24 protein-coding genes are annotated in these 20,730 nt (G+C 37.1%); 1 reads left to right on the top strand and 23 read right to left on the bottom strand.

Annotated features, from left to right (window positions below):
- Positions 1 to 32 precede the first annotated feature (32 nt).
- The 16 genes from rpsO to MHB83_RS13020 all read right to left on the bottom strand — a co-directional run bounded on the left by rpsO (position 33) and on the right by MHB83_RS13020 (position 13,476).
- Positions 33 to 302: a 30S ribosomal protein S15 gene (rpsO, locus tag MHB83_RS13095; RefSeq protein WP_012009997.1), complete on the bottom strand. Its 270-nt coding sequence runs from the start codon at positions 300 to 302 to the stop codon at positions 33 to 35.
- A 140-nt stretch (positions 303 to 442) separates the two neighbouring features.
- Entirely contained in the window at positions 443 to 1,408 is a 966-nt protein-coding gene (gene ribF / locus MHB83_RS13090; RefSeq protein ID WP_268458632.1) for a bifunctional riboflavin kinase/FAD synthetase, read from the bottom strand.
- 18 nt (positions 1,409 to 1,426) lie between these two features.
- Positions 1,427 to 2,356: a tRNA pseudouridine(55) synthase TruB gene (gene truB / locus MHB83_RS13085; protein ID WP_050945010.1), complete on the bottom strand. Its 930-nt coding sequence runs from the start codon at positions 2,354 to 2,356 to the stop codon at positions 1,427 to 1,429.
- A 68-nt stretch (positions 2,357 to 2,424) separates the two neighbouring features.
- On the bottom strand, positions 2,425 to 2,775 hold the full coding sequence (rbfA, locus tag MHB83_RS13080; RefSeq protein WP_003210803.1) for a 30S ribosome-binding factor RbfA: 351 nt from the start codon (positions 2,773 to 2,775) through the stop codon (positions 2,425 to 2,427).
- 17 nt (positions 2,776 to 2,792) lie between these two features.
- Positions 2,793 to 3,071 (bottom strand): DUF503 domain-containing protein, encoded by a 279-nt coding sequence (locus MHB83_RS13075; protein WP_012009994.1) that lies wholly within the window; start codon positions 3,069 to 3,071, stop codon positions 2,793 to 2,795.
- Positions 3,068 to 5,188, bottom strand: a complete 2,121-nt coding sequence (gene infB, locus MHB83_RS13070) for a translation initiation factor IF-2 (RefSeq protein WP_342496382.1) — start codon at positions 5,186 to 5,188, stop codon at positions 3,068 to 3,070. The genes MHB83_RS13075 and infB overlap by 4 nt, the downstream gene beginning before the upstream one ends.
- A gap of 19 nt (positions 5,189 to 5,207) precedes the next feature.
- The gene (locus tag MHB83_RS13065) at positions 5,208 to 5,510 is read right to left on the bottom strand and encodes a YlxQ family RNA-binding protein (protein WP_034619894.1); all 303 of its coding nucleotides are present in this window, start codon (positions 5,508 to 5,510) and stop codon (positions 5,208 to 5,210) included.
- Positions 5,503 to 5,787 (bottom strand): YlxR family protein, encoded by a 285-nt coding sequence (locus tag MHB83_RS13060; protein ID WP_003210758.1) that lies wholly within the window; start codon positions 5,785 to 5,787, stop codon positions 5,503 to 5,505. The genes MHB83_RS13065 and MHB83_RS13060 overlap by 8 nt, the downstream gene beginning before the upstream one ends.
- Before the next feature lie 15 nt (positions 5,788 to 5,802).
- Entirely contained in the window at positions 5,803 to 6,918 is a 1,116-nt protein-coding gene (nusA, locus tag MHB83_RS13055; protein ID WP_003211013.1) for a transcription termination factor NusA, read from the bottom strand.
- Between the two features lie 32 nt (positions 6,919 to 6,950).
- Positions 6,951 to 7,424, bottom strand: coding sequence for a ribosome maturation factor RimP (rimP, locus tag MHB83_RS13050; RefSeq protein ID WP_003211398.1), 474 nt, complete (start codon positions 7,422 to 7,424; stop codon positions 6,951 to 6,953).
- A gap of 657 nt (positions 7,425 to 8,081) precedes the next feature.
- Positions 8,082 to 8,885, bottom strand: a complete 804-nt coding sequence (locus MHB83_RS13045; protein ID WP_233421742.1) for a class I SAM-dependent methyltransferase — start codon at positions 8,883 to 8,885, stop codon at positions 8,082 to 8,084.
- Positions 8,886 to 8,913: 28 nt separating this feature from the next.
- Positions 8,914 to 9,507, bottom strand: coding sequence for a CPBP family intramembrane glutamic endopeptidase (locus tag MHB83_RS13040; protein WP_342496381.1), 594 nt, complete (start codon positions 9,505 to 9,507; stop codon positions 8,914 to 8,916).
- Positions 9,508 to 9,589: 82 nt separating this feature from the next.
- Positions 9,590 to 10,399, bottom strand: a complete 810-nt coding sequence (locus MHB83_RS13035; RefSeq protein ID WP_050945016.1) for a SagB/ThcOx family dehydrogenase — start codon at positions 10,397 to 10,399, stop codon at positions 9,590 to 9,592.
- Between the two features lie 24 nt (positions 10,400 to 10,423).
- Positions 10,424 to 11,770, bottom strand: coding sequence for a YcaO-like family protein (locus MHB83_RS13030; protein ID WP_003211025.1), 1,347 nt, complete (start codon positions 11,768 to 11,770; stop codon positions 10,424 to 10,426).
- A 2-nt stretch (positions 11,771 to 11,772) separates the two neighbouring features.
- Positions 11,773 to 12,753, bottom strand: coding sequence for a TOMM precursor leader peptide-binding protein (locus tag MHB83_RS13025; protein WP_342496380.1), 981 nt, complete (start codon positions 12,751 to 12,753; stop codon positions 11,773 to 11,775).
- Between the two features lie 24 nt (positions 12,754 to 12,777).
- Complete coding sequence (locus MHB83_RS13020) at positions 12,778 to 13,476, bottom strand: hypothetical protein (protein WP_003211085.1); 699 nt, start codon at positions 13,474 to 13,476, stop codon at positions 12,778 to 12,780.
- Between the two features lie 419 nt (positions 13,477 to 13,895).
- Between MHB83_RS13020 and MHB83_RS13015 the strand changes: the two genes are divergently transcribed.
- A complete protein-coding gene (locus MHB83_RS13015; protein WP_003212531.1) occupies positions 13,896 to 14,021 on the top strand; it encodes a plantazolicin family TOMM peptide in 126 nt (41 codons plus the stop codon).
- 344 nt (positions 14,022 to 14,365) lie between these two features.
- Here the strand turns inward: MHB83_RS13015 and MHB83_RS13010 are convergent, their stop codons facing one another.
- From MHB83_RS13010 to MHB83_RS12980, 7 genes are all read right to left on the bottom strand, one after another.
- Complete coding sequence (locus MHB83_RS13010) at positions 14,366 to 15,085, bottom strand: pentapeptide repeat-containing protein (protein ID WP_050945022.1); 720 nt, start codon at positions 15,083 to 15,085, stop codon at positions 14,366 to 14,368.
- Between the two features lie 144 nt (positions 15,086 to 15,229).
- Positions 15,230 to 15,976, bottom strand: coding sequence for an ABC transporter permease (locus MHB83_RS13005; RefSeq protein WP_003212220.1), 747 nt, complete (start codon positions 15,974 to 15,976; stop codon positions 15,230 to 15,232).
- A gap of 262 nt (positions 15,977 to 16,238) precedes the next feature.
- Complete coding sequence (locus MHB83_RS13000) at positions 16,239 to 17,132, bottom strand: ABC transporter ATP-binding protein (protein ID WP_003211121.1); 894 nt, start codon at positions 17,130 to 17,132, stop codon at positions 16,239 to 16,241.
- Between the two features lie 21 nt (positions 17,133 to 17,153).
- The gene (locus MHB83_RS12995; protein WP_034619900.1) at positions 17,154 to 17,447 is read right to left on the bottom strand and encodes a transcriptional regulator; all 294 of its coding nucleotides are present in this window, start codon (positions 17,445 to 17,447) and stop codon (positions 17,154 to 17,156) included.
- On the bottom strand, positions 17,440 to 18,033 hold the full coding sequence (locus MHB83_RS12990) for a hypothetical protein (protein ID WP_342496379.1): 594 nt from the start codon (positions 18,031 to 18,033) through the stop codon (positions 17,440 to 17,442). Before MHB83_RS12990 ends, MHB83_RS12995 begins: the two co-directional genes overlap by 8 nt.
- Positions 18,034 to 18,269: 236 nt before the next feature.
- Positions 18,270 to 19,400, bottom strand: coding sequence for a glycoside hydrolase (locus tag MHB83_RS12985; RefSeq protein ID WP_342496378.1), 1,131 nt, complete (start codon positions 19,398 to 19,400; stop codon positions 18,270 to 18,272).
- A gap of 18 nt (positions 19,401 to 19,418) precedes the next feature.
- The gene (locus MHB83_RS12980) at positions 19,419 to 20,648 is read right to left on the bottom strand and encodes an endo-1,4-beta-xylanase (RefSeq protein ID WP_342496377.1); all 1,230 of its coding nucleotides are present in this window, start codon (positions 20,646 to 20,648) and stop codon (positions 19,419 to 19,421) included.
- Positions 20,649 to 20,730: the final 82 nt, after the last annotated feature.

The raw sequence follows: 20,730 nt of genomic DNA, 5'->3' as shown, positions 1-20,730 counted from the left end.
TAAAAAAGCGGGAATCCTCCCGCTTTTTACGATTATCGACGTAAGCCTAGTTTGTTAATTAACTCACGGTAACGAGTTACGTCTTTATTACGTAGATACGTAAGAAGATTACGACGTCTACCTACCATTTTCAAAAGACCGCGACGTGAGTGGTGATCTTTCTTATGAGTACGTAAATGCTCGTTCAAGTTGTTAATTGATTCTGTTAGGACAGCGATCTGAACTTCTGGAGATCCAGTATCAGATTCGTGTGTTTTGAACTCACTAATTAATTGAGTTTTACGCTCTTGAGTAATAGCCATCCTGTTTCACCTCCAAATCATGTTAGCCCCATCTACCTCGCAACCGTCGGTGAAGTCGGCCTGCCAAGTAAGTGGTTTTAAAGCTACAGGAATAATCATACTAAAAATATGCTGAATTTGCAAATGGTAGAGCTGTTTTTCTATGAATTTTTTGTTTGCTTTCGCTGATGTTGAAAAAACTGAATCGCTTCTTCTTTATCTTGACTGATTTGAGCCGTTAACTCCTGGATTCCGTTAAATTTTTGCTCACTGCGAATGCGCTTGAACCACTGTAATTTAATCGGTTCACCATATATTTCTTCGTTAAAACCAAAGAGGTTTACTTCAATGGCAGGTTGATCAGGACGTTTTTCATAAAAGGTTGGTTTATAGCCAACATTACAAACACCGTCATACACTTTACCTTTCACTTCTGCTCTTACTGCATAAACCCCTGTTGGCGGAATGATATACTCAGCAGATAAACCGACATTCGCAGTCGGAAAGCCGATCGTCCGTCCTCGTTTATCACCATGAATGACAATACCGCGCAGCTGATACGGTTTTCCTAAAAGCTCACTCACATATTCAACATCCCCATTTTTCAATGCAGAGCGTATGAGTGTTGAGCTGACTTTTCGGTCTTGATTGGACAACTTAGGAACGATGGTGGCCGTGATACGCCCTTTTCCGTACTCATCGAAGGTTTCCATTGTGCCTGCACCAAAACGGCCAAACGTAAAATCAAAACCAGCTACTGCGTGCTTCACATTCAGCTCATCTAAATATTGATCGACAAACTCTTGAGGAGATAGCGCTGCAAAGCTTTCGCTGAACTGCACAATGTATAAATAGTCAGCGCCCAGTTGTTCGATGAAATCAATTTTATCCTCAAGCGGTGTAATTAAGTCCTTGGGTTCACGTGCTTTTTGCAAAACATGTGATGGGTGCGGATGAAAGGTCATGACCGCTAAAGCCAATCCTTCTTTTCTCGCAATGCTTTTTGCTGCGTCAATCACTTTTTGATGTCCGAGGTGAACACCGTCAAAATACCCTAAAGCCATAACAGACGGGTCTTGATCCTTTTGATTCAATGTATGTGGGTGTGAAATATGTATAGTCTTCACGAGATGGTCACCTTTTCTTTAAGATTGCTTGTCCTGAGATAAGATCTTCGCCGGCTTCATCAGATTCTGTTTGGTCGGGTGCTTCATATATATCGCCAAACACCTGCCTGAAGGAGCAAAGACAGCGACACGATCTTCCTCTGCGAAATGAGCGAATTCATCAGGCATGGGCAGGACTGCACCGTTTTCCACTTTACTTGCTAATGTATCATTTATCTCCCATTTCGGCAAATGATTGAGCGCACGCTCGATCGAGACAAGGTGCTCATCTACTGTGCCTTCTTCGCTTATATCTCGCAACTCATCAAGGGTGATGCACTCATCTAGTGTAAAATCACCTGATCCTATGCGAATGAGATGTGACATATGAGCTGGAAATCCTAGTTTCTTTCCAATATCAACTGCTAAGGTTCTGACATACGTTCCTTTTGAACATAAAACGGTGAATCTAAATGATACTTTTCCATTTTCAAATAAAGCAGGTGTTGTCCGCTCGATACGGTGAATCGTAATCTCGCGGCTCGGCCGCTCAATTTCAATGCCTTCTCTTGCATATTCGTAGAGTTTTTTTCCGCCAATTTTCACAGCCGAAAACATAGGAGGAATTTGTTCAATGGTTCCTTGAAACTGTTTCAGCACAGCATCAATGTCTTCTTCTGAGATGGGGTTTTGCACCTTTTTTTCTTCTACGATCTCACCTGTTTGGTCTTCTGTTGTTGTAGAAAATCCAATCGTGATTTCTGCATCATACGTTTTCGATTTATCTGTTAAGTATTCGACAATCTTCGTTGCTCTTCCGATACAAATGGGCAGAACACCTGATACCTCGGGGTCGAGGGTGCCTGTATGTCCGACTTTTTTTGTATGTAAGAGCTTTCTCACTTTGAACACACAGTCGTGAGAGGTCATCCCTCTTTCTTTATGTAATAAAAGAACACCATTTACCATCTGCGCTCTCTCCTTTCGTAAACGATGAAAAAGGACAGACGATCATCGCCTATCCTTATTTCAACGTCTTATTCGTGATCTTTTGTGTTTAGTTCAGCAATTAGGCTTTCAATTCGGTTTCCGTAATCCACGGATTCATCGAATTCAAAGTGCAGTTCTGGTGTTTTGCGAAGTCTAATTCGATTGCCAATTTCAGAGCGGATATACCCTTTAGCCTTAGCAAGGCCTTTTAAGGTTTCCTCTCTTTTCTTCTCGTCACCGAGAACAGAAATGTAGACTTTGGCAATTTGCAAATCACCGGTTACTTCGACATCGGTTACAGTCAAAAAGCCGATTCTTGGATCTTTTAGCTTTCTGCCTAGGATATCGCCTAATTCTTTTTTCATCTGCTCACCCACGCGGGTTGCTCTCATACTCATGATCATATCACCTCTAATTAAAACCACTCAGTTTTCGTGATCGTTCGTTCAATTTCAGGAAAAGAATCAATAAAGCTTAAAACACGCTGCAATTCCTTTTCCACTTGAACCCGAGATGAGGAAATCACGGCGATTCCAATTGATGTACGCTGCCATGTGTCCTGGTAATCCATTTCAGCCATGGTTACATTGAATTTATGGCGCGTTCTTGTCAATATACGCTGAAGAACCGCACGTTTTTCCTTCAGTGAGGAGGCATCATAAATGATGCACTCACATTCGGTATAACCGATCATTTTCTTTCGATTTCTTGCATAACAAATGATTCCAGAACGTCGCCTTCACGGATATCATTGTATTTCTTAATGGTAATACCACATTCATAACCTTGTGAAACTTCTTTCACGTCATCTTTGAATCGTTTTAATACGTCGACTTCGCCTTCAAAAATAACGACGCCGTCACGGATTAAGCGGATACCACTATCTCTTGTGATCGTTCCTTCAGTAACATAGCCACCAGCAATTGTACCGATTTTAGATACTTTGAACGTTTGACGAACTTCAACTTGACCGATGACTTTTTCTTCATATTCAGGGTCAAGCATTCCTTTCATCGCCGCTTCAATTTCATCGATGACTTTATAAATAATGCGGTGTAAGCGGATATCTACGTTTTCTGTTTCAGCTGTGCTCTTCGCATTTCCATCAGGACGTACGTTAAATCCGATCACGATCGCATTAGAAGCACTTGCTAAAATAATATCAGATTCTGTAATCGCTCCAACACCCGTATGGATGATTTTCACTTTTACGCCTTCCACTTCAATTTTTTGAAGAGCGGCCGTCAGTGCTTCAGCAGAACCTTGTACGTCTGCTTTCACGATCAAGTTGATATCTTTCACTTCACCTTGTTTGATTTGCTCAAATAGGTCATCTAGAGATAATTTCGCTTTGTCTGAACGCTGTTCATCAAGCTGTTTCGAAGCACGCGCCTCACCTACTTGACGAGCTGTTTTTTCATCTTTGAATACGAGGAACTGATCCCCTGCATTTGGTACATCGTTTAAACCAGTGATTTCAACAGGTGTAGATGGTCCTGCTGTTTTCACGCGGCGTCCGATGTCATTGACCATTGCACGAACGCGCCCAAATGTATTTCCGACAACGATTGGGTCACCTACTTGAAGCGTACCAGTTTGAACAAGAAGGGTTGCAACTGACCCTCTTCCTTTATCAAGCTCAGCCTCGATAACAGTCCCTTTTGCCGCACGATTTGGGTTGGCTTTCAGTTCTCCAACTTCGCTGACAAGAAGGATCATTTCGATCAATTCGTCAATGCCTTCACCTGTTTTTGCAGATAGAGGAACGAAGATCGTTTCGCCGCCCCAAGCTTCTGGTACTAGACCATGCTCCGTTAATTCCTGCATCACACGGTCAGGGTTCGCTGTTGGTTTGTCAATTTTGTTGACAGCAACAATGATTGGCACTTCTGCTGCTTTCGCATGGTTAATAGCTTCTACCGTTTGCGGCATCACACCATCATCTGCTGCCACGACTAGAATGGTTGTATCCGTTACCTCGGCACCACGTGCACGCATCATTGTAAAGGCTGCGTGTCCAGGTGTATCAAGGAACGTGATTTTCTTGCCGTTTTCTTCAATTTGGTATGCACCGATATGCTGCGTGATTCCACCAGCTTCGCCTTCAACGACTTTCGTCTTACGAATGCTGTCAAGAAGCGTTGTTTTCCCGTGGTCAACGTGTCCCATGATCGTCACAACTGGAGGGCGTACTTGCATATCTTCTTCTTTATCTTCCACTTCATACTTTTCAAGTTCAGTTTCTTCTAAAATAATGACTTCCTCTACTGGAACGCCATATTCAGAAGCGATTAGTTCAACTGTATCTTTATCCAGCTCTTGGTTAATGGTTGCCATTACACCAAGCATCATCAGCTTTTTGATAATTTCAGCTGTTTCTTTTCCAAGCTCTTCAGCCAGCTGGCCGACTTTCATTGAATTTGTAAATTCAATTTTTTCAGGAAGCTCTTTCTTAGGCTTCACAGGTCTAGCTTGTTGATGCTGCGATTTGTTATTCCCACCGCGTTTATTTTTGTTTTTGTTTTGGTTGTTGTTTTTTTTGTTTTTATTAAATTGATTATTCTGCACGTCATTCTTCTTTCTATCATTGTTTTTGTTAGATGATTGTTTTTTTTGTTCTGCGGGTTTCTCGTTAGTTGTCTCTTTTGCTTTGGCTTTTTTATAGATAGCGTCTAGCTTTTTCACAGTGTCGTCTTCAAGCGTCGCCATGTGGTTGTTCACTTCCACATTCATATCCTTAAGCGCTGCTATAATATCTTTACTTGAAACATCTATGGCTTTTGCGTATTCATATACTCTCACTTTAGCCATTCGTTCACCCCCAAATAAATTAATCGAGCAAGCTTATAAGCTTCTTAGCGAAGCCTTGGTCAGTGACAGCGACAACTACGCGAGCTTCTTTCCCAATAGAACGTCCGAGAACGGAACGGTCTTCAATTTTTCTAACCGGAACATTATAAAATTTGCATTTGTCAGATACCTTTTTCTCTGTGTTCGGTGAGGCATCTGCTGCAAGAAGAACCAGCTTAGCACGCGCATGTCTAACTTCTTTGATCACAAGATCTTCTCCTGACACGACTTTACGAGCTCGATTTGCTAGACCAAGCAAAGGATACCACTTAGAATCAGTCATTTGGTTTTTTCACCTTTTCAGCTAGTTCTAGTAATTCTTCAAATATGTGTTCGTCAATCTGTGTCTGAAATTGCTGCTGTAAACTGCGTTTGTTCTTTGCCGCAAGAATGGTTTCTTTATCGAGAGAAAGGTAAGCTCCGCGTCCGTTCTTTTTTCCAGTTGCGTCAACAGACACTTCACCTTCTTTAGAACGAACAACACGGATCAGTTCTTTCTTTGGTTTCATTTCTCCCGTCACGACACATTTTCTAAGCGGGATTTTTTTTCGGCTATTCACCTTTTACATCACCTCTTATTCGTCAGATTCCTCAGCTACTGGTTCAGCCTCTAAGAAAAGAGATTCAGAGTCTTCAGTTCTTGGGAAAATACCGAGTTCCCTTGCATCTGTTTCGCTTTTAATGTCAATTTTCCAGCTAGTCAGCTTTGCTGCAAGACGAGCATTTTGACCTCTTTTACCAATGGCTAACGACAGCTGATAATCAGGGACAATGACTGTTGTCGCCTTATCTTCTTCATTCACAATAACATCAAGTACTTTTGATGGACTTAATGCATTGGCAACAAATTCAACCGGGTCATTAGACCAATGGACAATGTCAATTTTTTCGCCTTTTAGCTCGTTGACAATTGCTTGTACACGCTGGCCTTTTGGTCCAACACAAGAACCAACTGGGTCAACATCAGGATCATCCGTACGAACAGAGATTTTAGAACGGTCCCCAGCTTCTCTAGCAACCGATTTAAGCTCTACAGTACCATCATAAATTTCTGGCACTTCAATTTCAAATAAACGCTTTAAAAGACCTGGATGTGTTCTAGACACATAAATTTGTGGTCCTTTTGTTGTTTTTTCGACTTTTGTAATAAACACCTTAATGCGGTCATGTGGTTTGTAGTCCTCATTTGGCATTTGTTCGTTGACCGGAAGAAGGGCTTCGATTTTGCCAAGTGACACGTAAATGAATTTACTGTCAATTCGCTGAACGATTCCCGTCATAATGTCTTCCTCGCGATCGATAAACTCAGTGTAGATCACACCTCGCTCTGCTTCTCTCACTCGCTGCGTCACCACTTGTTTCGCAGTTTGAGCTGCAATGCGTCCGAAATCTTTTGGCGTGACTTCAATTTCAACGACGTCACCTACCATGTAATTCGGGTTCATATTGGCTGCATCATCTACAGAGATTTCAAGGCGAGAATCATACACTTCATCTACAACATCTTTTCTTGCAAATACGCGAATTGTTCCCGTTTCGCGGTTTAAATCAACACGAACATTTTGCGCTTGATTAAAGTTACGCTTATATGCAGAAATGAGTGCAGCTTCTATCGCTTCAATAATAATTTCTTTACTAATACCCTTCTCTTTCTCGAGAACAGTCAGGGCATCTAACAACTCACTACTCATTTTTATGGTTCCCCCTTATATCAATGAAAAGGTTAATTGAACGAAACTGCTAATCTTGCGTTAGCTATTTTTTCGTATGGAATATTGATCTCTTTCTTTCTTGTCTTGATCTTCACTGTCACTGTTGCAATCTCACCATCAAAGCTTGTAAGCTCACCTTCAAATGCTTTTTCACCATCAATTGGTTCATATGTTTTCATGAAAACATTTTTTCCAAGTGCTTTTTCAAAATCAGCTTTTTTCTTTAATGGGCGCTCCGCTCCAGGAGAGGACACTTCAAGAAAGTAGTTTTGGCTAATCGGATCTGCCTCATCAAGCTTTTCGCTCAAGGCTTCGCTCACTTTGGCACATTCTTCGATATCGACGCCTTTATCAGAGTCAATAAACACGCGAAGGAACCAGTTTTGACCCTCTTTGACAAATTCAACATCAACGAGTTCAAGCTGTAAGCCATCTAAAATTGGCTGTACCATTTCGCTTACGACATCCACTACTTTTTTGCTCATTCTCTTCCTCCTTGTGCTTTCGATAAACGCTCTTATCAATCATTCTGCATAAAAACCCTGCTTTATGTGAGCAGGGGGAGCAGAAAACGGATGAATAATGTCGAGACAAAAATTGCCTGTTCAATACAAAAGAGCGGGTTTCCCCACTCTTGTCTCGGTAATCGTTAGCATTTCCATAAAAACTATACCATATCCAATTTTTTTATGCAAATGAAGTTCTTCCTTATAACAGGTACTCGTAAATCGTTTACTTTAAACCAATCATAACTCTCTCTTCCTTTATTATATATGCCAATATGAACAGAACGGGCTGGTGATAATCGCAGCTGTATACTATGGGCGAAGAACAGAACTCCCTATGAAAAATGATCTCCATCTGCACTAAATCATTTCTATGTCGAAAAAGCATTTTGTATTAAACAGAATGGTTGATATTTAATATAGAAGAAAAGAGTGTAAATGTTAAAGAAATAAGCAGGCTTCCATTTTAATCGCTTTGCCTTTGCTCCCTCATTTCAAAGAAAACCCTTCCAACTTGTTTCTAGCGAATAAAATTGAGAAAAAATTCACATCGAACTCCATGGAGAGTAGGCGGAATACTGTACTGATAACCTTAACATTACACATAAAGAAAGGACCATGTTTAGATGGAGTTATTTAGCCAGAATTTTTAATAAGCCACGCATGTAAAAGTACAGGTACTTTCTGCGTTGAACTGCTATATTGATCTGGAGCCTGTCTTAACGTTTGTTGTAAATTTCCATTTCCTATTAACGATAAAAATTCCATACTAAATGGGCTAAATCCTCCAATTATAGAAGTACCAATCTTATACATCATATCTTCTCTCGGTTTGGTAATATAGGTGAGTAACTGTTCAAACTCAGATAATGTCAACGAGGCATGATATTGATCATATATATACAGTTCTTCTTCTTTGCTCTGAACTGAACTCAATCCACTTTCTATACTATCTCGATTTAAATCAACAATATAAATCATAGATTCATTTGATAAATAAGGAAGTAACTGTTCTAATAATTCGATCGGATTTTCAAATAGCCCAAAACACAGATGTATTAAAATCACATCATATATTTTAGCATGTGATGAAAAATTTTTTATATCTGTACAAATAAAATTGGCTTTTATATTTAATTTATTTGCACAATGTATGGCTTCTTCAGATGAATCAATCCCAGTCAAATCAGCTAGAGGTAATTGCTTAGATATATACTCAAGCATCTGACCTTGTCCACACCCTATATCTAAAATAGAAACAGGTGTTTTTTTGAATGTTAGTTGATAATAAGAAATGAAAGTTTCAGCTGATAGAAATCGAGTAAATGGTGTTTCTCTATTATCATAATTTGAACTTATTTTTCTTTTATCTGGATCCAAAAACCATGACTGAGCCAGAGCTCTTTTTACTTCAAGCTCTTTGATTTTTTCTTGTATCATCACAGGGTTTACCACCTTTATAAAAGCCTCACCAGTCAGTTTCAGATAATACGGGAGGTTTCGTTTTGAATTCCTTTACTTTGAGAGGGTGAAAAAAATGAATGAACAAATTATGAGAAATATGAAATGCTATCGCTGCTAAAATCCCAAATGCAAAATATGAAATAACTGTAATTAATGTAAAAAGAGACATATAAGCAGTTGACTTAGCACCGCCTAATGGTATATGCAGCAATATAAATCCTATCGAACTTACACAGATTGATATTGCAATAGATTCCCATAAATTCATTAATAAAGCCGGAAGAATAAAGCGCCAAATTACTTCTTCTGATAGAGCAGTTAATGGAAGAAAAACGATTGAATCAACATTGACAGCAAATCTACCTTTAAATACAATCACTTTGTTTTTTATTTTCCATAGCACTGATGGTAAAAGTACTCCTAACAAAAAGAAAAATAAAATGCCAAATACATTTTTACTATTCGAGATTTCAACAAAGAGTTCTTGAGAAAGCGCCCCACAGCATATAGAAGCTCCGATAATGGTGAGTCCATCATAGCTCCTCTGAGGTGTGATATATGTTGTTAGCCTTCGATTGGCTGTTGATTTATCTCTCATGATTTTGACAACCATTTTAGAACTTAAGGGACCCAAAAAGTGAATGAGGATCCCTAAAGCTGCTATCATTGAAATCATTTATTTAAGTACCCGCAATCAATGTATATATTGGGGCATCATCTACCCCATTAAATCCACCGATCAATTCCATCAACTCATCATCGATAAACCCTCCGAACGGTCGACTATTAATCTTCTGTGCAGTAGATAGCATGATCATATTTTGCATGACATGTCCTGCCTCCATAAAAACAAAGCGATAAGAACGATGTCCATACTTAAATCGAGAACGCCAAAAATTAGCTGAAATGACTATAGCAAATGCAAAATCTTGAACTGATTCTTCTTGTAACATTATTTTCTCAAATTCTTTTTCGGAGTAATCACCCATTTTAGTCAATCCTCTTCTATACGGATCGAAATGATAAACACCTTTGTCTAAAGTATCCACTTTATTGGCTACAATATATAGATCTAGAGGATAGAGCGCACCACCAGATGGTATAGGACGTCTAGGTCCTTCTTTACGCTCTACCAATCCATAACTCTTCTGTAAAACTGTTGAGAGTTGTTCTAATGAAACACTCCCCCCGCTAAAATAATCTGCACTTCTTCGTCCCTTAATGACATCGTCTAAAGATATATTTGTATTTAATGGTTTAGGTAGTGAAATTAATGGTAGGTCATCAAACCTTTTACTTGCATGTGTAGCAATCTTTTGCAAAGTTTGAGATCGAAGCAGTCCTGCAACACCAGGTGCGTCCCATGCCATTGAACCTCTATAGATTTTTGTTGCTTCAAACCAATTTTCAGAAGGATCATCAAACCGTAATGCTTCGTTTCCATACACAACATCAGCCAAATTAGTAGCATGTCTTTCAATACTATTCATATATTTAATCACCTTTCTACGATATTAAGGAAATGGATGCGGAATTGGATTCAGTTCTTCTAATTTAAAAGGTTTATCTACTAAACCTAATTGATAAGAGTGTTTTAAAATTCGTTCTCCACCCAACATTCTACCTCTATATAGAACGTCAATCGGTTTATATCCAGGAATAATTGATTTTACGACATATGCACCAGCATCTTTTATATCAGGACTGGTTAAATCAAAAGTTGCTACATGATATCCTTGTTTTGATAAATGACTGACGAGACTAGTCCATAAGATATCTGGAGAACCATCATCAAACGGTGTATAATCATTAACATCCACTAATTTCTTACTCGCAGTTAAAAAATCAGCTTCTTTCACAATAGCTGTTCCAGCATAGAGTTTAATATGATCTTCAAAACTATTTATATCACGATGATAATCTACATCTACTAGCGCATTCCCTAATCGTTGTTCTGTTTTTACCCAAGTTCTTGTATACATTCCCTCTATTGCAGCTTTCTCACATGCTCTTTCAATTGAATGAGCAGAGGCAGCGCCAATAGCAAATGGAGCTAAATCTGTATGAGGATTTCTTATCACTGCCAAAATAGTAGGTACACCAGAAAAAACGGTCATATCTACTAAATGCAAATCAAGAGATGTAGGTTTAATATATCGTTCATAGAAATGTTTTAATCTAGGTGAAGTATTAATATCGATCTGCGGTAAACTTAACTTATTGTACCAAGTAAGCATAAATGCATCTCTTTCAATTGTTTCAAATAAACCTGAGATTGCCGCTTCTTGATATGTAATACCACATGCTAGTCCATTACTAGTTGCATGACCAATATTTGGGTCTCCTGGCCACTCAGTATAGTTTGCAATATGAATTAATTGAGCAGGCGTCCAAACTTCTTCATTATTTTCAGCAATATGACCTTTTCTCCACCATAATTTTGTATCTTCATTCCATACATTATGAGGAAAATTCGGATCTTCATATTGGGTGACAGCATACATTTCCCACTTATCAAAGCCAATTACTGATTTGTTTTCATTGATTAAGTCCTTTTGTGTTCCAAAACAAACTACATCAGAGTTTAAAGGTAAATAAGCTGCACTATATCTTTCTACCGTTTCACCTATAGCTGCTAATCTGGCTGCTGCTGGATTAGCAGACCCTCCCCCATTATAAGAATTAGATGGTACTCCAAATAAAATATTGCTGTCTGTACCATGCGCTCCATATGAATGACCCCATATATCATCAACGTCTCTGAGTTTTCTATACTCTCTACGGACTATCCCAACATAAGGATCCGCCAATTGGTCAAGTATCTCCCATGACTCTTCTAATGTTGTCCATTTATTAACCATAATTAATTTTTCACCTCACCATGAAACCAAACTTGAGGAAAACCGGTATCTGCAGCTGGAGAACACTTAGGGCATCTTGGTACTCTATAAACACGATGATTATGAACAGATACTCCCTTATCATCTAAATTAATTGTTGTAAATCCACCTGGTGTTGCACTTGGTGCGTAATCTTTTAAAGTGAGCCATTCTAGAATTAAATTACTTGCAATCCCGATTTGAACTAAATTAATCGGCATATGATAAACCGGCTTCTTTTCAGGATTTACAGGTTTGATTTTCATTAAGTCTGAACGCAGTACTTCGTCAGAAAAGTTCGCTGATTTTCGAAGGTTATAACAATGTAAACAAGCTGATTGATGTGGTATGAAAAATGGACCTACCCAAGATGTCTGTCCATCATATGGCACAATGCTTAACCAAGGTATATGGTCATCTAATGCTAGGTCATTTATTTCTTCCAAAATCGGATCTAAATGAGATTTACCAATAGCAACCCTGATATTTGGTTGCTTAGTTATTTCTCCCTTAAGCGCTACATGTAGCCCTGCCTCTTGCAAATGACGAATGAATTCTACAGCAACTGGATTGTGATCCTGCGCAATCACTTCAACAATCCCTGTTTTTAAACGATCTAGTATATCTTCAACCAATACTTGGCCACCGGCTCTTTCATAAGACAAAAGCGCAGTCAAATCAAAGTTCATATCAGTCTTAACACATATTCCATTCGCAACTAAAAATTCGAGGACATGTTTTAATTGATCACTCTCAATTTCAAAATTCTCCTCTAGCTCTTTAATTGAAACCCCATTATCTTTCGTGAGATGATTAGAAATTTCTTGAATAAATTCAATAATTCCTTCACCTTCAATTTTGGTGACAGTTTGCGCTTTTAAACCAATCAAACTGTCTTCTAATTTACCCAGCGTAACGTGTGGTGCTAATTTATATCTCGTGCTTTCTTGTTCTTTAACAAACATACATTATTCCTCCTTTAAGAATAACTAATTTGTATTTTTAAATAATTGTGCACTTGTTGGGGGATGACCAATTATTTGTTCTAGCGTTTTCGTAAATGGCTGTAATTGTTTTGAAGAAGAATATTCCTGAAATCCGACTAACCATTCTAATACATCTAAAGGCATATTATTTTGGGATAAAATTGTTATAACCTCTTCTTTACTTTTACAATATAATTCAATTTTCATGTCTAAATCCTTTTCAAAGATATCCTTAAGCCTACTCATACTTACTAACTCTGGCCCTGTTAAATCATATGCTTTTCCAGCGCGACTTCTAACATCTTTTTTAGGGATCAAACATGCCTTTATAACATCTATTGTATTAATCCAATTAACTCCCTCGGGAGAAAATGCAGTTATTAATTTTCCAGTAGCACCTGCCCATCCTCTATAAAGTTCTATATTGATATCAAGCGGTGAAGTCCTATAAAGTATACTATTCTGATAAATTTTCAATAATTCACTTTCAAGAGAACCTAGTTCATCCTCGACATTATGCCTTCTATTAGATAAAAGAATTGTTTCCGTTTGAAAATCAGTATTATTTATAAAAAATTCTTTGTCATAATTGACCGCTCCGCCCAAATCAATAACTTGAACAGGGTAGTCGTCATAATCAACTTTCATCTTCTCTAAATAGACTTTTATTGGTTCTCTAATACCGACATAATGAATACTCATAAACAGCACTTCCCTCTTTTCTCTTTCTTATCTCTCAGTTAGATAAAATGATTAAACTTTTAACAGAAATAGTAATCTTCTTTTTGAGTTCTTCATAACATAGTTAACCTCGACTTTTTTCATACATTTACTTAACTTAATATCTAAATACCCAAAATAATTGATCCAAATTAACATCATCCCTCAATTAAAAAATAACATCTAGACCATATAATGACTTTAAATACATAAAATTTTAATTATAGTATTATTTTCCATAGTCATATTAAACCACACTTTTTTGGTGTTATCAATGTACTTTTCAGAAAATATAAAACTTTCACACTTAATTATTGACAAATAAAGACTTATGAACCATCATATGTAATATATCAACTACATAATCTATGTTGATAAATTTTATTTAAGGAGGTTTAAAGATGACTAAAATTACAATTCCAACTGCTTTGTCTGCTAAGGTACATGGGGAAGGTCAACATTTATTTGAACCAATGGCTGCGCGCTGCACTTGCACAACAATCATCTCAAGTTCTTCAACTTTCTAATCAACTTTAGGTTTTTTCGTAATATATATGATTGAAAAAACCTCCCACACACTTAGCGAAGCAGATTAGTTAGGTGTGTGGTCATCTTTTATTTGGAAAAATAGAAATTTTCCACACTTATTCTCCTTAACGAAAACCTTGCATTTAACTCGCTTTTGTAAAGCTCCCTCTTATAATTTAAACTAATTCTTGTACTTCAATTTAAATTCTCAACACAACTATTTCTCTTACATATATTTGAATTTCAACCCAAAGACACGGTGATCATGATACTAATGGGGTAATCTAGAGATAGAGGATAAAACAAAAAAGGCTATTGAGATTTTTCTCAACAGCCTACTACATTAACTATCGATTACTTTCACACCGCTTAAATCAGCCCCTTCTCCTTCTAAGATATGATAGGTCATTTTATCCATTGTCACTCCAATAAAATTTAATTTTTTAAACGTACATGATTTGAAATTAACATTTATTAATTTAGAATTCTCAAAAGAGATGTTTTTAAAATAACAATTTTCAAATGAAACATTTATTAAAGTTGATTCATCAATACGAACATTGGGTAAATGACAGCCATATAAAGATGAATTCGTTATCTCACAATGTTCAAAATGAGATTGAGTCAAATCACTCTTTTCAAAAGTTGATGTGGAAATTTTAGAATTGCTAACATTCATTTTTCTCAGATAACACCCATTAAATTCTGAATGGTTCATCACTTTTTGTACGATCGATAGCCCTTTAAAATCGCACAACTTATACTTAACATTTATAAAAGTCAACCAATCTAAATCAGCATTAACAAATATTTTTTTCACATGCTCTACTCGATTATGATCATCAATATCTAATGTATTGACATCAATGCTTATTTCACCTGATTTCAGCTTTTCAATAAGCATATCCTGAACTTCTTCATCTTTTGTTCCAGCATTTTTCAGTTTTAATTTAACTTTTCCAAGCATCTCTAATAATTCTTTTTTCTTTTCTTCATATGTTTTGTCTTTTTTATATGGCCGAAAACAACTTTCAACATATAATTCTAACTTTTCACTTAACATTGCCCCACTCCTTTTATATAAAAAGACGGCTTACAAGTATTGATTTTTCGGTCAACGTTCTAGAAATAGACTAATTGAAGTTTAGATAAATCATTAAAATTTAAGTTAGTTTATGTGCATAACATTCAGCTGAAATTTTATAGCCTAGCCTCTGGCTCTCTTTATATATTTTTTATAACCAACCAACGAAAGAATAAATCCTAACAGTGTATAACCTATAAGGACTACTGTTACTAAGATCAAATTCTCCCCCCCGGGTAGTGTTGATACTGATTGCACTAAGCCTTGATGTGCCCAATACTGTGGGAAGAGCATTCCAATTATTTTTAAATAACTAGGTAATTGATCAAATGGAGTCCATAAACCACAAGCAACCGCTGTCCCTAAAGCAATCATGTTCGTCATCACTAAACCTGTATTCTCAGTTTTAGCAAATGCGGCGATGGCTACTCCCCATGAAGTGACTTGCATTGATAATAGGACAACTACTAAGAAATACGAGCTGTATTGTGTGATTTCAATACCATATAAGTAAACACCCAAAATGGTTAACAACAAAACTTGAAATAAAATGATGACAAAGAACGGAACACACTTTCCAAGAAAAAAATTATGCGGCTGTAAGGGAGTACTTGCCAGCCTTGCCACAATTCCTTTCTCTCGATCTTTTACAAAGCTAATTACAATTGAAATAATAACAAATGTGGAAAAAAACACACTCATTCCTGTAACCGATTGAGAAGCAACTAATGTTTTTTGTGCTTGTGAACTACCTGATGTAAATAATTCTATTAAAAGAATAATTGAAGCAACTGGCAACAAAATGGTCCAGAACAACAAAGATCGATCTTTCACTTGTTTTATGGATTCGATGCGGACTAATGGCCACATAAAAATCACTCCCGTTATATTAATTTAATTCGCTTTCTTATATCACTTTTAAAATAATCACATTTTTTAATTATTTTACCATTTATAGATGCATTTAATTATAATTAGTCAAATAATCTTAACTAACCTACTTATTATTTTAAATTGAAGGTTCACACAAGGTAATTCTGTTCGTTTGATGTATGCCTCTTAACTATGTCAATCACTCTTATAAGTTATATGAATTAAAATACGAGAGTGGTTTTCATTCATAAAGACATTTTTATTGGAATTGATCACGTAAATCTGTTCCTGTTAATTGAAAAAATACATCTTCGAGTCTAGGTCTGTACAAAGATAATTGTTGGGGAACCAATGATTCTTTTTTACTCAGTTTAGCCAAATCTTCTAAAGTTTCTAAGGGTTTTGTTGTTTTAACTAACACACCGCCTTGATAAGTTACAAAGTCATACCCGAGACTAGTTAATGTTTTATTAGGAATCATAGAATCAAAAAAGACAGATGTTTCTGCATAACGATTCAAAAGTTCACCTATTTTTCCTTCTTCAACAATTTTTCCTTTATCAATGAAAGCCACATAATCACATAAACTCTCTATTTCCTCCATATAATGACTAACATAGATAATAGTTCTTCCCTCTTCCTTCAATTTGTTGATTATGTCAAAAATATAGCGTCTTGATTGAGGATCTACCCCCACTGTCGGTTCATCTAAAAGAATTAACTCAGGGGCGTGCATGAGAGCGCAGCCAATATTCAAACGGCGTTTCATTCCTCCTGAAAAATGTTCAACTATATCATTTGCTCTTTCCCACAACCCTACATCTTTTAGTGTTTTTTCTACTCTTTCATCTAATTTCTTCCCTTTTAAACCATAAATCTGTCCAAAAAACTCCATATTTACTTTAGCTGTTAATTTTTCCTCCAAGCTGATGTCTTGGGGGATGTAGCCTAGCGCACTTTTAGACTCACCAACATGCTCAACTTTGCCTTCATAAGATTTAATTATATGAGATATAATTTTCATTAAGGTTGATTTACCAGAGCCATTTGGACCTATTAATCCATAACAAACTCCTTCTGGAATCGTTAATGTAATACTTCTTAACGCTTGGGAAGCTCCGTATTTTTTACTGACGTTCTCTATTTTCAACATTCGGCACCCTTTCCTTTCATCTCATTTATTTTTTAAAATGGCTTCAATAACACTCAAATATTCTTTGTAAGCGTGCTCTCCTAAATCTGTTATACTAACTATTGTTTTTGGTTTTTTATCCACAAAGGTCTTTGTAATTAGCACATAGCCAGCTTCTTCTAATTTTTTCAAATGCGAGCCCAAATTCCCGTCTGTTACAGATAAAGAACCTTTTAAGAAGGTAAAATCACATGTTTCATAAATCATTAATAAACTCATAATCCCTAACCGGACTTTTGGATGGATTAAATCATTTAAACTATTGACATTACTCATTTCCTTGTCCTTTTCTTTTTAAAATCACACCAGTTAATAACAAACTTCCTCCACCAATAAAAGCAAAAATAATGTTCATTAAACTAGGAAATAATAAAAATGTAGTTACACCTAAAACACTTAACCAGAACCCCATAATAAAAATCTCTTTAGCTAGAACAATACCTAAAAGTAAATACATTATGGATACCAATAAAACAATATAAAAGGGTAAATTATCTACTGTATATGGTAATAAACCAACACATATTAAAAAAATAAAGATACCTAAAATGATTCCAAGGCCAAGCCATGTGTATTGCAATTGAGTTCTTAAAAACAAGGGCATTGGTATCATTTTCTTTTGTTTAAAATATGTAGTTAAAGTGATAACCCAGCCCACAATACCTAAAACAAGCCAAAAGACACCTATAGTTATTGGATTAGCAAAAAGTAAAGGTATTGAATACCCCATTATCCAAATAAGGCCCCAAATGATAAAATAAATACTTGTTTGTTTACAATACTCTGTTTTATAGTTTGTAATCGTCTTGATATGAGATAAATTCTCTAATATTTCTGAATTATTCGATTTTTCATTCAGCATAAATAAACTCCTCTTCCACAAAGAACTCTGTACTACAGAGTATAGAGTTAAATTTCCATTTAGTCAAGTTATTGGAAATGTTTTTTACAAATTAAGATAAAAAATAAAAATAACCACCTCCTTTTTTATGGGGAACGAAATCTCATAAATACCTTCTGTCACTTGATCCTTTCTGAAAACTTGGTTTAAGCAATATAAACAGCAAATGAAGTTCCTTATTCAGCAAGCATTCGCCATCAGTTCTTTTCGTTCATTCTTTTCGCATGTTCACTGATAAGGGCTGCCTCCCTGCTCCCTTTTATGATGCGGAAACCGTCATAATCGGGATAGAGCGAATCATCGTCTTGAATGCTTGTTAAAATCCAAAATTGACTACCAGCCCCTCCGAGCCGCTCAACCGCTGACAGCCAGCTTTGATATACGTCAGGACGTGCTGATTGATTTTGATAGCCAAACTCTTCTAACACAACTGGTTTTCCGATTGACTTCCCGCGGATGATATGGTCTTCGATCCATTTCACTCCCCAAGCAGCAGACTTGTTCCAATGATCTGGGTACAGATGGTAGGTTCCATAATCGATATTAGAGAGAGCTGTCAAACGGTCCCAATCGACGCCTTCTCCGCCTCTGTAAAACCAATCTTCATGGCCTGGTATGCGAAAAAACCCTTCATCTCCTACTGCAACAAGATGGTGACGATCCAGCGATTTGATCCATGTACTCATTTCATCTGCCCATTTGACTAGTATATTACCCGTTGGATCTGACTGCACACGCGGCTCATTGGCTAGTTCCCAAGTCATAATAGCTGGATCGTCCTTATATTGAACACCTGTGTACGTATTCGTTCTTTCTAAAACATAACGCACATAATTTTTGTAAGCATGTTGAATACGAGGATCTGTATAAAAGGCATCATGTGATCCTGCATTGAACCACTTTACGTATTGATTCATCCCGCCAAAGTCATCCCAATTGTTCACTAGTGGGATGACAAGTTTTATTCCTTCCTGCCCCGCTTTATAAATCGCATAATCTAGTTTTTGAAAACCCGATTCTTCATAGACCCCTGGACTAGATTGTAAAACGGAGTTTTCTTGAGGGGCTCCGTCGTGAAATCCCCAAATACGTAAGACCTTTAAATTCATTGCTTTCATATCATCGAACACTGCATCTACCATCTTTTTAGATTTGTAATGGAAATAGTAATTATTTGTACCAGCAAAGTAAAATGGTTGATTGTTCAGCGTAAATTGTGTGCCAGACGTCTGTACATAAGCGGCGGCTTTAATCGTCAGTGAAAACCATCCGGCCCATATAGCGACCACAAGTATGAAGAAGGACACTCTTTGAGTCCACTTTTTCATTTACATTCTCCTCACAATCTATCCTTCTTCAGGTATGATCACATCTAGCCGAAGTGGTGTTTGTTCATTTGAATCAAGTTCAATTGTCTGCTGTTTCAACAGTTTACTTTCTTTACCGATTCGAATCTCATATGTCCCGTGAAATGCTCGACATGTCACATTGCCATTAGCATCTGTTTTTTCAACTCTTTGTGTCGTCCACTCATTTAGAAGCTTTTCGTAACGTCTACCTGCTTCATTTAAAGACCAATCGTAATTCACGATGGCCGCATGCTCACCTCTCCAATGGGCACCTGCCCAAAATCCCCACATTAGCACTCCTTTTACGGCTGGATGACTAAATGCGACGCGATATAAAGCCTCTAGGTTATCCGCTCTTCTATTAGCGTCAGGGTGAACAGAGTCGTACTCTGTAACCCATATAGGAAGTCCAAGCTCAGCAAGCACATCGAGCCTCTCTTTTACAACGGCTGGATCGACCCGTTCTTCAAAATGCCCTTGTACACCAATCGCCTCAATAGGTGCGCCTAACTGACGAAGTTCATTGATATGTGCTTTATAAGCATGGTGCTCACCATATGAGATCACATTATAATCATTCACAAACAATCGTGCTTGAGGGTCAATTTTTTTCGTTTCTTCATACATCCATTTCCAAATATTTTTCCCGAAGCGGTCTTTAAAAAATGAACCATGCATCATTTCATTGTTTACATCCCAGTGACGGAATCTTCCTTTAAAGTGATTGCCCGCATGCTCAAGCCGGTTTTTCATGGCTTCATACACTTCGTGATTCGGTAGTGACCTCAGCCAGCTTGGATTGGCGTCCTCTACCTCCCAAAATAAAGCGTGCCCCCTTACTGGAAGTTGATGTTTATCTGCAAAATTCAGCATCGCATCTGCTTTTTCGTAGGTGATTCTCCCTCTTTCCGGCTCATTTGCATACCATTTTGCCTCATTTTCAAAAACAGCCCAATTAAAATGCTTCACAAAAAAATCGGCATATTGTTGATTAAATAACACTTGGTCATTCATCGCTGAACCAAATGCAAATTCATGCCTAATTTGCTTAATCTCAACCTCTATTCCTGCTATTGGCTTTTTATCGTGATTTGTGACGTTTATTTCAAGATCTCTTTGTCTATGCTCTGAGATTCGATCATTCGCCTCTTTTTTCCACATCAGATTGATCTGCTCATTTTCGCCCTTGTTTATTGATTGATGAAGAAAACTTCTTTCTTTGACCATGTAAAAACACCCTTATCTTCACTGTATTTATATTTCTTAAACAAACTGCCGGCTCAAAGAAACCGGCAGCTTAAATTTTCAC

Origin of the sequence: Bacillus sp. FSL K6-3149 (genome assembly GCF_038630515.1) — a bacterium.
In the GTDB taxonomy this organism is placed as follows: domain Bacteria; phylum Bacillota; class Bacilli; order Bacillales; family Bacillaceae; genus Bacillus; species Bacillus pumilus.
The sequence above is the reverse complement of the archived record's forward strand: the minus strand, read 5'-3'. Positions and strand labels throughout refer to the sequence as shown.